This window comes from Bacillus sp. LK2 (genome assembly GCF_001043575.1).
GTDB lineage: Bacteria > Bacillota > Bacilli > Bacillales > Bacillaceae_G > Bacillus_A > Bacillus_A paramycoides.
In genome coordinates this window covers 1-12080 of the sequence record NZ_LDUK01000072.1, presented here as the reverse complement: position 1 = coordinate 12080, position 12080 = coordinate 1, and the positions used below count along the sequence as shown (strand labels likewise).

Genomic DNA, 12080 nt, shown 5'->3' with positions numbered 1-12080 from the left:
TCTTCTGATATCTATGGTGTTTGCGTCCACCTTTCTGTAAGGGATTGTATAGACGAAACTAACCAATCTTTTTTTCAAAATGGAGTCTTTTGGTTTGTTGCTAAACCAAAGTAGGAGCAATAATTCTAATCAAACTGTAATTCAAACTTACAGAGATAGATATCGCTGTAAGTTTGAATTACACTCATCTTGCATCAATAGATTCATACAAAAATACCATCCTTTCTGTATATTTCTACAAAAAGAATAGCATTTTTTGTTTATGTGGATACAAATTTATCTTAGCTGGATAGAGATGGTTCTGTACCTCTATTATTTGATGTGTACAATATAAAAAGACCCACTTCTTCATTTCTAGTTTCTCCTTAATCTAACATACATATAGGATAGAGAAAAAACTAATTAAATAAAAAGTGGGGTGAAGATTAAATTTGTGAACTTTCTTTTTTTGGCAATCTCACTTCAAATATTGTTCTTGTTACATTACTTTCAACAGAAATCGTCCCATTATGCTGCTCGACGATATTTTTTGCAATAAATAATCCAAGACCTGTACCGTCCCGTTTCTCCGTTCTTGCTTTATCACCTGTATAAAGCATATCAAAAAGATAAGGTAAATCTTCTTCTGGAATGCTATCTCCGTAATTAATAATTTGTACGATAACCTCCCCATGATCAATGTACCCATTTATATCAACGAAATGCCCATTATTTCCGTATCGAATCGCATTTGTTAAAAGATTTTCAAATACTCGAGTTAACAAATTCCCGTCACCGTTAATATATAAATGAGGATGAACATTCGATTTAGCTTCTAAATGATGTTTCTCCAATAGTGGGTACAATTCCTCATCTAACTGTATAAGCAGCTCACTTATATTAATTGTTTTTTCATCTAACTTTAGCATGCCATAATTCATCTGCGTAATTTCAAATAACTCATCAATTAAACTTTCAAGTCGCTGTGATTTCGTAAACGCAATCGTAGAAAAACGTTTAATCTTTTCCCTCGTCAAGTTCTCCTCTTTAAGAATTAAATCTAAATAACCTAACACAGATGTTAATGGCGTTCTTAAATCATGAGCTAATCTTTACTGTTTTCTGCAAAGTCTCCTCTTTCAACCGCTTCTTTTAATTTTTCACTCGCTATGTTAATTTCACGCGCAATATTTCCGAACTCATCATTTGATGAAATAGGAGCTTTATTTGTAAAATCACCGTTAGCAAGATGATGAAGACCATTAGAAATTTCATCAAAATACTTTAAGTATGGTTTTGTTAAAAAGAAAAAAATAAAAAGACCTCATCCTTGATAAGTATCTTTGAATGAGGTCTTTCTATTATAAAAAATGGTTAACTTCTACTGCCTTAAAAGTGTTGTACATTCATTGATTTTAAACAATTAGATCAAATTAGTTCTGTTACATGAACCTCACATTTAAACCTTTTTAACAAATTCAGATTTTAATTTCATAGCTCCAAAACCATCAATTTTACAATCAATATCATGGTCTCCATCAACTAAACGGATATTTTTCACTTTTGTACCGATTTTAACAACTGATGAAGTTCCTTTTACTTTAAGATCTTTGATGACTGTTACAGAATCACCATCGTTTAAGATATTTCCATTTGCATCTTTAATTACCTTTGTATCTTCACTATTTTCAGTTTCTGATTCTAAAGTCCACTCATGGGCACATTCTGGGCAAACAAAAAAATTTCCATCTTCGTAAGTGTACTCTGAATTACATTTTGGGCAATTAGGTAAATTAGACATATTTTAAATTCCTCCACTTGTTATTATTCATTCTATATATAGCCTTGTGAACTACCCCCACTTACCGGTTATCACCGCTTGAAGTGGGGGCTTCCTGATTCTACAAGCATTGCCTATCTCTTACGAGATCCGGTCTTACACGCTCTCCACAGGCGTAGATTATACTGTTCGGACAAGACCTTGCCCTACAGTTATATAGATGTTATGTACATTGAAAAAGCTGGCTGATACGCAATTTGCGTTAAGCCGGCTTTTTCAATGTTAATCGCTGCATTGCGGTCACGATCCAGTACAGTACCACATTGTTTGCATACGTGCGTACGAACAGAAAGTGATTTCTTAACTGTTTCCCCGCACTTCGAACATTTTTGTGACGTGTAGTGCGGTTTTACCAGTACCAAATGCCCACCATTTCGTTTTGCCTTGTAGGAGAGGAATGTACGGAACATCCCCCAACCTGCATCGTGGATGGATTTTGCTAGGTGACGGTTACGTATCATATTTTTGATTTTTAGGTCTTCTATACAAATTACACCATAGCTGTTGGTTAATCTGAAGCTTAGCTTGTGCAAGAAATCCTTACGTTGATTCGCTATCTTCGTATGAATTTGCTGTACTTTGGCTACTTGCTTGCACCAGTTCTTCGAACCTTTTTTCATTTTTGAATGTTTACGTTGCGCACGTTTTAATTTACGCTCTTCTTTGCGTAGAAACGTAGGATTTTGAACTTCTTCTCCATTAGATAGAACCGCAAATTTTTTGATGCCTACATCAATACCAGTTGTTTTATTTGCATCACAAATAGAACCTTGGTTTACGTGTTTTTCAACACAAAAAGTCGCAAACCAACGGTTCCCTTGATACTTTATGACAACTTGTTTAACGCAGCCATCTAATTTACGGTGCCATCTGATATCAATGACCCCTAATTTCGAGATAAGAAGTTTACCGCCTTTTGTGAGAGAACACATACGACGGCTTGTCCCCAACGAACCATCCTTCTTTTTATATTTGAACATACCAAATTGAGTAAGAGTAATAGAGCGATATTCTTTAAAACTTTTCATTTTTGGATAGCCAGCATCCTTTTTAAAGAACTTTTTATAGGCTTTTTCCAAGCGCGCAAACACTTCCTGAAGAGGTTGCGAAGGAACCTCTTTTAAGAAATGATATATCTTTTTATCAAGTTTTTGCTGATCTTGTAATTCATACCGTGTTAAGTCTTTTTTATTTTGTTTATAATATCGTTGTTTATCTAGCAAGGCGGAGTTATATTGCTGACGACAAATGGAAATCCATCTCTCTAATGTATGTTGTTGTTCTTCTGTAGGATAGATTTCAAACCTGTAGTTCAATTTCATTATGTCGCCACCTCCGAATGTTTGTTCTGATAACTCTATTATAAACAAAGTTTGCGATGCTTTACCACTCAGAAGTACTTTTGTTAGGTCGGGCCATTCATCTCCCACCTACGCTGCGCCTAGAGGAAGGAGAATTCTGGCTGAAGTTCGTTAAAACTTTCTTTTTATAATTTCATAAGAATAGCAATCTTAAAGTTAAAATTTAAGAAGCTACCCTTATATATGTTTTTAAAACCTATTTTTATCGCATATCTTTCAATTTCTTAATAATCATGTTCGGTGTTGCCCATTCATCACGGTCAAAGTCAGAAATAGACACTTCGATGTTTAAACGTTCTTGAAATTCTACTAATAAAGATACTGTAGCAAAAGAATCTAGAATTCCTTCTTCAAATAATTGCACATCTAGGCTCTCTTTTACGATATCATTTTCACATACTTCTTCTAGCACATTTAATACTTGATTTTTAAATTCAGACATTATTTATTCTCCTCTATATCCATGATTTATAATGAAATTCTTCATAGTCTTCTATTTTTTAACACATCATTTAAAAGAACCTGTCCCATCATTATTACAAAGTTATCCCTGGTCTTTGTATAATAGTTATTAAGGTATAACAGATAGTTTTTCCCCGGAACATATGTGATTACTGTACATTAATTCTTTTAATAATCTAATGCATTTGCTTTATTCTTTATTGTATTCATTCCCTGAGATTGCTGAGCAAGCTCCGTACATTCATGAAAAGCGAAGTGCTTACATCCTATACATTTTTTCGTATTCAAATGTCTTAGAGCACAGTTGATCGCTTCCCCTGTATGATCAAAAAAGTTTTCTTCCCCAATCTCAGCGTATAATCCATTCTTATCTAGGGTTGTTTTTAGCTCTGATTGAATTCCTGAAACAAGAAGTACGCCACCTTGCTTTTTAAAATGCTGAACAATATTCCTAAAATAGGATTCTCCTGTTGTATCAATAAAAGGAACTTTTCCCATACGTAAAATTAAAACTTCGGGTTTATAATGAATGGTCGCTAGAATGTTTTGTTCAAATGTTTGAGCAGCCCCAAAGAATAATGGCCCTTCTATTGTGTAAATGCTTATTTGTGGACAATCGTGAGCCTTATTTACCACATGTGGTAACAGTTTTTCGTTCTTTCTTGTGTGATCTGGAAGCACTTTAGATATAACAAGCATGTTGCTCATACGTTTTGTAAATAAAATAACAGCTAAAATAAGTCCGATTTCCACAGCTGTTGTCAAACTTGTAAATACAGTCAGCAGAAATGTTACAAGTAATACAAGAGAATCCCCTGTCTTCATTTTAAGTATGTGAATAAAATGTTTTTGTTCGCTCATATTCCAAGCTACCACCATTAAAATGGGAGCCATACTAGCAAGCGGAATATGTGAAGCATATGGAGCTAACAGTAGAAGCGTGAACAACACAAATCCCCCATGAATAACACCCGACATTGGAGATACAGCTCCACTCTTAATATTGGTTGCTGTGCGGGCAATTGCTCCAGTTGCCGGAATACCTCCAAATAATGGTGTAACAATATTGGCAATTCCCTGACCAATAAGCTCTTTGTTACTGTTGTGTTTACTATTTGTCATACCGTCTGCCACGACAGCGGATAAAAGAGATTCAATACCACCCAACATGGCAATGACAAATGCAGGGCCAATTAACTGTTTTATACGCTCTACCGTGATTTCTGGTATATCAAACTGCGGAAGTGTATTGGGAATCGTGCCATATGCTGTACCTATAGTAGGTACATGACCTGAGAAAAATACAGTTGCAATTATAGTTGAAATCACAACACCTACTAATGAACCTGGTACTTTTGGCAAAATCTTTGGTGTTATGAGTATGACAAGAAAACAAATCAAAGCAGTTATAACACTGTAAAAATTGGTAGTACTGATATGAGTAAAGATTTCCTGCAAATTTGCTATAAATTCCTCATGCTTTTTTATACCTGTTAGCCCTAAAAAACTAGCAATTTGTCCCGTAAAGATAATGACAGCAATTCCTGACGTAAAGCCAATTGTTACAGGACGTGGAATAAACTTAATTAAAGACCCTAGTTTAAAAATTCCCATAAGGCATAAAATAATTCCAGCTAATAAACCAGCAAGTAGTAAATCTTCATATCCATAGGTAATGACAATTCCTAAAAGAATTGGAACAAAGGCACCTGTAGGTCCTCCAATTTGATACTTCGAACCACCAAATAGCGAAATGAGTATCCCGGCAATACATGTTGTATAAATTCCATACTCTGGCTTAACACCAGAGGCTATTGCAAAAGACATAGCAAGTGGAATCGCAACAACTCCAACAATCATTCCTGAAAGAAGATCCTTTTGAAAATGACCCAATGAATATCCTTCAAACCTTCCCGTAAATAACCCTCTCATTACAAACCCTTCTTTTCTATTTTTAATAAATCTGGATTACAAATACATTTCTCGTTCCCTTGTACAGGAGATTTTCATTTTCACAAAAGAAAACACCATCCTAATATTTACTATACGTTTTGCTTAAATGATGCTCTAATTCACCTATATCTCCACCTTGTTGTAAGTAGGATTCCAATCTTTCCGCTAGAAGTTCCCCAGCTCGACTATCTAGCTTCTTCGTATCTATAAACGATGTAATCCTTACATTATCTGGAGTTATATCCCTACGAAACATCTTTCCTGGAATTTCAATCCAAAAACGATTCCATTCATCCAATAATCCTATTTGATCCAATAAAAAACCTTGAATTCCACATAACCAAGCTGTACAAGCTGTATTTCTTTTTTGACACCCAACTCCATCTTGTAAATGCTGGCATGAAAAACAACAAGTATTCCCACTGTTAATACAAACATTACAAACGTGATGAGCTCCTATTGAGCGAAATATCTCAATCCCATGTTGGATGATATCTTCCTTCTTAACTTCAATGCTCAACCTACCCCTCCTTAACTATCGTTTCGCCTTCTGTTTCATCTAGCTCTTCTAGCATTGAAATCGTATCGATTAAATGATTGTTAAAAATTTTCCGTGCAACTACCAATAAATTCATAATCATAGGATCCCGAAGAGAATATAAAACTCGTTTTCCATCTTTGGTGCCAACAACAATATTTTTAGCACGTAGCACACTTAACTGTTGAGAAACAGCTGAACCTTCCTTATTAAGAATGCTTTGAATTTCATTTACACTTTTTTCACCTTCTGACAAAACTTCTAAAATACCTATTCGTAAAGGATGCGATAAGGCTTTAAAAAAATCAGCTTTAAATTGTTGCATTTCGGTTCCCATTAAAACACCTCTAGTATTTATTTTTAACTAAAACTCCAAAAGTATCATATACATCTTCAAATGTTTGAATATGTATATGATACTTCTAGAAATTACAATTTTCAATACAAATTTTGAAACGTTAAAAGAGAACCCGAAACAAAAAAAGAGCTGTTGTCATTATAGGACAACAGCTCCCTTATATTTATTGCTTTCGGACAGCTTCAAAAGTAACAATTTGACCTGCATTCGATGGCTGATTTTTGTAAACATAATTAGCGGAGCATGTAATTCTTCTTTCTTTATAAAAGGGAATTCCATACTTGTTTATACTCTCCATTAGGGTACGTCTTCAATAAACTTTCTCATATGTCCTTATTAACATAGCACTCTAGGTACTTACTATTTTTCCCTACACTCAATGAAAAATTGGTTTCTATGCCAATTTTCCATTCAAGCATTGTTAATAGCATTTCTCTTACACTATTTAAGTGTTCATAAGCGTAAAGTATTTCTTCTCTCCATAACCCTTTAGCTACATTAGTCAAAATCCACCAAAATTCATTTCAACAATCAGCCAAAAAGACAGCGGATGGTTTTTTAACCCAATATCCTTCATCTGTTGGCTCATCTAGTGTAGGCATTTTTTCATCTTTATCTAACAAAATAATTGTTAATCCATCTTCAGAACAATACTCATTTTTTCCTCAATAGTAATAAGCATTAAATCAATTCTATTCCATCCTCAAATAACATTAAACAAAGTATCCTACCAGAAATTAAATACCGCTTATGGAACCTTCTTAACGTACGGAAAAACTAAGTTTTTTTAATAAAAAATTCCTTATCGTACGAAATTCGTGTTTTGTTGGCGGGACCCTATCGCTATCAAGCCAACAAAGAGACTAATAATATCAAGGAAAGGCTTTCTTTTCAATAGGGTACATTCTATCAATAAGAGAAATATGTAATTATGCATATCCTTTTTCATTATTTCAATAGTATTAAAACTTGATATATAATTAAAAGGTTTTTTAATGGATTGATGAGGAGATGCGAGTATGAAGAAAGTCATAGGACTTATAGTATCATTATTTTCTACCTATGCACCAACGTTTACAGAAGCAGCCGAAGTTTTAAATAAAGTAGGCTGGGTGAGGGAAAAAAGAGAGCCTGCTCTTAATGAGTGAACCTTTTTTTATAACGTTTCTTTTTAGAAAACCTTTTACATATGCGTTATAGATCATATTCACAATGTCAGTCCTTGATACGTCTGTAAAAACTTATCAAAAGGTGTACTTTTTGATACACAGCATATAACTTTTTAATTAATTAAGCATATTCCCCTTTTTCGGGGGGATGAGCAAAAACACCTGGTTTTAAAAATTTCACAACAGAACCAGATAACGTGATAAAGTATTAGTTACTGTGCATGTAATTATAAAAAAAGAGCCTTCCCAAATGATGTTTGTAATAGTTTATACGATTTTAGGAAATTAATAGCATTTTATACCGCTATTATTAACCTAATTTCCAAGAAATAGAGGTGATTGTAGGTGACTAAACCTATTAAAAAAAATAGTCGTTATATGGTTGGATTGGACAGTCTAAGGGGTCTAGCTATATTAGGTGTTATTTTGTATCATATTAACTTTAATTGGATGCCTGGAGGATTTTTAGGAGTTACTGTATTTTTTGTACTCTCAGGTTATTTAATTACAGATATTCTAGCGATGGAGTGGAAGAGAAATAAGAGAATTGATTTGAAGAAATTCTGGCTTAGTAGGGCAAGGAGATTGCTTCCCGGAATGGTTGTAATGCTCGTTATAATGTTGGCATGGATTACAATTTTTCATAGCTCTTTACTTGAAAAAATGTGTGGAGATTCATTAGCGGCGTTATTTTATGTTAGTAACTGGTGGTATATTTATCATAAATTATCGTACTTTGATAATTTTAACCAACTTTCTCCATTGAATCATTTTTGGTCGTTAGCAGTTGAGGAACAATTCTATGTGGTCTGGCCATTTATCATTAGTTTAGGATTTTACTACATAAAAAAACAATCCCGTATGATTTTATTGATTTGTCTGGGAGCTGCTGCTTCAGCTTTAGCGATGGCAATTTTGTATGAACCTGGAGCTGATCCGAGCAGAATTTATTATGGCACAGATACGAGGGCCTTTTCTTTACTTATTGGAGCGGCACTTGCCTTACTTTGGCCAAGCAATAGGCTTGCAAATAAAATTATTCCAAAGGCGCGTCTCATTCTTGATGTAGTGGGAGGAACTGCTCTTATTATTATTTTGGTTATGTTTTGGAAGACTAATCAATATGATCCGTTTCTATACAAAGGAGGAATGGTTCTCTTATCAATTGCAACAGCATTGTTAGTGGCAAATCTTGCTCATCCAGCTAGCCGTATCGCTCAATTTTTACGATTTAGACCTCTACGTTGGCTAGGGGTAAGGTCGTATGGCATATACCTTTGGCATTATCCAATTCTTACATTGACGACTCCAAAAGTAAATGCTGGAGATTTTTCACCAATAAGAGCAATTCTTCAATTTCTTCTGATTATAATGATTGCGCAAATTTCATGGAAGTATATTGAAAAACCAATCCGACAAGGTGCGCTCCGAAATATTCAGTTTAAGAATTTTAGACTTCAAAATGTCGCTTTAGGTGTTAAGTTAGCTTTAATTTGTGCAGTATTCGTTTCATCGATAGCCGTCTTTGGGTTATCAAATGCTAGTAAGGCTAAGGAGAATCCTCAACTAGATAAGGTGGAGGCAGAACAAACACAACCGGCGAAACATCCAGTTGCAGTTTGGGATGATCCAGCCCAAGAGGCAGAGGCGCCCCAAAAACAAGAAGAATCAAAAGAAGTAAATTCTGAGCAAACTAAAAGTTCTCTCACCGTTACAGCGATAGGCGATTCCGTTATGATTGATATTACTCCGTATTTAAAAAATGCTTTTCCTGATATTAGGATTGATGCGCAAATTGGTCGCCAGCTGTCAAAAGCGATTCCTGTAGTTGAACAGTTAAAGAATGAAGGGAAATTAGGAAACTATGTCATTATTGGATTAGGTACAAATGGAGCCTTTACTACAGAGCAACTTGTATCATTAATAAATTTAATTGGGAATGAACGTAAAATAATATTTATTAATACGAGGGTACCACGTCCGTGGGAATCGATCGTGAATGAGAGATTGAAAGTGACAACATCTAAATATCCTAATATAACTCTAGTTGATTGGTATGCAGCAAGTGCTGGAAAGAGAGACTACTTTGCACCTGATGGTGTGCATTTAACCAAAGTAGGTGCAGAAGCATATGCAGCACTTGTAGCCAAAGCGGTGAATGGTTCTGGTGCAAAAAAATGATAAATAAAAAAGAATCAAGGATTCCTAACGGAATCACCTGTTAAGCAGTTAATCCAAACAGCCGGTTGATAAAAATATTCTGATTTTGGACAGACTGGTCCTGCAAATCAATTTGTTCTTTTTTGAGCATATGCATGGCTTCAACACCACTCAATATAGAAGCTGATGTTTTGTATGATTTAAATCCCAACATAGAGCGTATACGTTTTTTAATAAGGGTTTCTAGATACATTAAATACTAATAGGGATAGCATCTCATCGCTATCAAATTGAGGTAAATTTGTATATACATAATAAGAACAACGCTATTCTTTCTGTAGAATCATAGGAAAGGATAGCGTTTTTTATGTCTATTTCTGTGCCTGACGAATTACAACTATTTGCTCAAGAGATTCAAAGTTTTTTATCTCCAAATACCTTACGGGATCTTGCTAGAGATGTTAGTTTTGTACAAAGAACCAGTAAGTACCAAGCAAAAGATTTAGTCGCTTTATGTATATGGGTGAGTCAAAATGTAGCAATGACTTCTTTAGCTCAGTTATTTAGCTGTTTAGAAGCATCAACAGCAGTACTGTACTCATCAGTCCTGAGGGACTGAATCAACGATAAAAAAGATTGATAAAAATAAGCTATTTTACCCCATGCAAATACAGGATTTCGCAAAAAAATTTTCATTTTTTTACAAATAAAGAGTTTAACCCAAAATGATTGGTTCGATTAACTATCTTTCTTTAAATAATGGTTGGGTCTTTTCTAAAAATGATTTAGTACCTTCTCTGAAGTCCTCTGTGGACGCTATCAAACCAAAATAATCTGCTCCAAGACGTGCGGACTCTTCTAAAGTTAAATTACCTCCCCGATGAATTGCCTCCCAAGTCATTTTTACTGCGATAGGAGCCTGAGATAGAATTTCTTGGATGAGCGTTTCTGTCTCTGATAATAATTTATCAGGCTCAACAGTCCTATTAACCAGTCCTATTCTATAAGCTTCGTCTGCGCTTATCACGCTTCCAGTGAGCAACAGTTCTGTAGCACGCCCCTTACCTATAAGTCTGGGTAATCTCGTAGTCCCTCCAAATCCGGCAACAGCTCCAATACGGACTTCAGGATGTCCTAATCTAGCATGATTAGCGCAAATACGGATCGTACAGGATTCAGCTAACTCAAGTCCACCTCCTAGTGCAAATCCGTTGATGGCAGCAACAACCACTTTTCCTAATGACTCGATTTTATGAGTAACCATAACAGCCAACTGAGCTAAATCCCGTACTTCTAGTGGAGTGGCTTTATTGAGAAACTGAATGTCAGCACCTGCGGAAAATGCCTTTTCTCCAGCACCGATAATTATCAATGCTTTTACACTTGAATTAGTTTTAACCCTGTCCAAGACGGAAGAAAGTTGCTCAAGAACATCTCGGTTTAACGCATTTAGTGCTTCCGGTCTGTTTAATGTAATTCTTGCAATACCATTTTCCTCAGTGTAGAGGACGACACTTTTGTTTAACATTTTAATCCCTCCAATAGTTTAGTGTGCCGACACAAAAGGCTACTAATTTCTATCGCTTCTTTTTATAACATTAAGAGAGGATTTTTTACTGAGATGTCATCACCGACTGATTGCTCGTTCATAAGTGAGATTATATTTGGAATATACTGCACAACTCAAAAAAAGTTTTTTATTCATCAATTTAATCCCGTAGAATGTTCTTGTGGCGAAACATCTTGCATTTTTAACCACGACTAATATTCAGACACAGAACCTATCCCGCAGCCCTCCTTAAACCGCTTTTCAATATAAAATGTTCTTCTTTGGACATAAAAATCCTCTTTAGGAAAAAATACTTAAGGGGATAAAACTTCGCAAATTTCTTTTAAAATGTCGCGCCTTTCTTCTAAACATCGCATCTTTTTTTAGGGTACAGACTCATACCCATCAAGTTAAAATTTATCTAACTTTTTATTCCACATAGTTTTTTAATATGATTATCTAATTAGATTAATAATTTGATAATCATATTAAAAACTAACCTCCCTTTAAATTAGAAAGAAACCCCAAATGATAAATTTCATTTTTCCGTCATCCTTATTAGCCGACATAATTCAAAAATGCTATACATCTCCTGTATAGCACTGTTGATCTTATATGCTACAAAAACATAGCCGTTACTAAACTTATGACTGAACAAATGCACAACAGCGACCCGATATAGGGGTACCGCCACACATCCATCAACTTAAG

The 12080-nt window shown here is 34.9% G+C and carries 9 protein-coding genes and 5 pseudogenes; 3 read left to right on the top strand and 11 right to left on the bottom strand.

Annotated elements, in window-relative coordinates; translation table 11 throughout:
* Nucleotides 1–425: 425 nt before the first annotated feature.
* From VK90_RS26345 to VK90_RS26310, 9 genes and pseudogenes are all read right to left on the bottom strand, one after another.
* Nucleotides 426–1300: pseudogene (locus tag VK90_RS26345) on the bottom strand (ATP-binding protein); the annotation flags it as partial.
* 138 nt (nucleotides 1301–1438) lie between these two features.
* Nucleotides 1439–1780, bottom strand: coding sequence for a zinc ribbon domain-containing protein YjdM (locus VK90_RS26340; RefSeq protein ID WP_048376465.1), 342 nt, complete (start codon nucleotides 1778–1780; stop codon nucleotides 1439–1441).
* Nucleotides 1781–1971: 191 nt separating this feature from the next.
* Nucleotides 1972–3141, bottom strand: coding sequence for an RNA-guided endonuclease InsQ/TnpB family protein (locus VK90_RS26335; RefSeq protein WP_048376495.1), 1170 nt, complete (start codon nucleotides 3139–3141; stop codon nucleotides 1972–1974).
* Nucleotides 3142–3382: 241 nt separating this feature from the next.
* The gene (dltC, locus tag VK90_RS26330; RefSeq protein ID WP_048376463.1) at nucleotides 3383–3622 is read right to left on the bottom strand and encodes a D-alanine--poly(phosphoribitol) ligase subunit DltC; all 240 of its coding nucleotides are present in this window, start codon (nucleotides 3620–3622) and stop codon (nucleotides 3383–3385) included.
* 188 nt (nucleotides 3623–3810) lie between these two features.
* Nucleotides 3811–5574 carry a SulP family inorganic anion transporter gene (locus VK90_RS26325; protein WP_048376461.1) on the bottom strand — a complete coding sequence of 588 codons (1764 nt, stop codon included), beginning with the start codon at nucleotides 5572–5574 and terminating at the stop codon, nucleotides 3811–3813.
* Nucleotides 5575–5674: 100 nt separating this feature from the next.
* On the bottom strand, nucleotides 5675–6115 hold the full coding sequence (locus VK90_RS26320) for a hypothetical protein (RefSeq protein WP_048376460.1): 441 nt from the start codon (nucleotides 6113–6115) through the stop codon (nucleotides 5675–5677).
* Between the two features lies 1 nt (nucleotide 6116).
* The gene (locus tag VK90_RS26315; RefSeq protein WP_002175213.1) at nucleotides 6117–6470 is read right to left on the bottom strand and encodes an ArsR/SmtB family transcription factor; all 354 of its coding nucleotides are present in this window, start codon (nucleotides 6468–6470) and stop codon (nucleotides 6117–6119) included.
* Nucleotides 6471–6654: 184 nt separating this feature from the next.
* Nucleotides 6655–6741, bottom strand: a pseudogene (locus VK90_RS30015) (class I SAM-dependent methyltransferase); the annotation flags it as partial.
* Nucleotides 6742–6817: 76 nt separating this feature from the next.
* Nucleotides 6818–7214, bottom strand: a pseudogene (locus VK90_RS26310) (aminoglycoside 6-adenylyltransferase); the annotation flags it as partial.
* A 296-nt stretch (nucleotides 7215–7510) separates the two neighbouring features.
* Here VK90_RS26310 and VK90_RS31165 point away from each other — a divergent pair.
* The gene (locus tag VK90_RS31165) at nucleotides 7511–7639 is read left to right on the top strand and encodes a hypothetical protein (RefSeq protein ID WP_269431836.1); all 129 of its coding nucleotides are present in this window, start codon (nucleotides 7511–7513) and stop codon (nucleotides 7637–7639) included.
* A 366-nt stretch (nucleotides 7640–8005) separates the two neighbouring features.
* Nucleotides 8006–9841, top strand: a complete 1836-nt coding sequence (locus VK90_RS26300; protein ID WP_048376457.1) for an acyltransferase family protein — start codon at nucleotides 8006–8008, stop codon at nucleotides 9839–9841.
* 40 nt (nucleotides 9842–9881) lie between these two features.
* Here VK90_RS26300 and VK90_RS29575 read toward each other — a convergent pair.
* Nucleotides 9882–10055 (bottom strand): annotated as a pseudogene (locus VK90_RS29575) (IS6 family transposase); the annotation flags it as partial.
* A 132-nt stretch (nucleotides 10056–10187) separates the two neighbouring features.
* Here VK90_RS29575 and VK90_RS26295 point away from each other — a divergent pair.
* Nucleotides 10188–10447, top strand: a pseudogene (locus VK90_RS26295) (IS4 family transposase); the annotation flags it as partial.
* A 115-nt stretch (nucleotides 10448–10562) separates the two neighbouring features.
* On the opposite strand, the gene VK90_RS26290 reads toward VK90_RS26295, so the two are convergent.
* Nucleotides 10563–11348 (bottom strand): enoyl-CoA hydratase/isomerase family protein, encoded by a 786-nt coding sequence (locus tag VK90_RS26290; protein ID WP_048376455.1) that lies wholly within the window; start codon nucleotides 11346–11348, stop codon nucleotides 10563–10565.
* Between the last annotated feature and the right edge of the window lie 732 nt (nucleotides 11349–12080).

What these genes read in the sequence shown, in the direction of transcription:
- VK90_RS26340 (WP_048376465.1), bottom strand. Translation starts at nt 1,780, where the DNA reads ATGTCTAATTTACCTAATTGCCCAAAATGTAATTCAGAGTACACTTAC.
- VK90_RS26335 (WP_048376495.1), bottom strand. Translation starts at nt 3,141, where the DNA reads ATGAAATTGAACTACAGGTTTGAAATCTATCCTACAGAAGAACAACAA.
- dltC (WP_048376463.1), bottom strand. Translation starts at nt 3,622, where the DNA reads ATGTCTGAATTTAAAAATCAAGTATTAAATGTGCTAGAAGAAGTATGT.
- VK90_RS26325 (WP_048376461.1), bottom strand. Translation starts at nt 5,574, where the DNA reads ATGAGAGGGTTATTTACGGGAAGGTTTGAAGGATATTCATTGGGTCAT.
- VK90_RS26315 (WP_002175213.1), bottom strand. Translation starts at nt 6,470, where the DNA reads ATGGGAACCGAAATGCAACAATTTAAAGCTGATTTTTTTAAAGCCTTA.
- VK90_RS31165 (WP_269431836.1), top strand. Translation starts at nt 7,511, where the DNA reads ATGAAGAAAGTCATAGGACTTATAGTATCATTATTTTCTACCTATGCA.
- VK90_RS26290 (WP_048376455.1), bottom strand. Translation starts at nt 11,348, where the DNA reads ATGTTAAACAAAAGTGTCGTCCTCTACACTGAGGAAAATGGTATTGCA.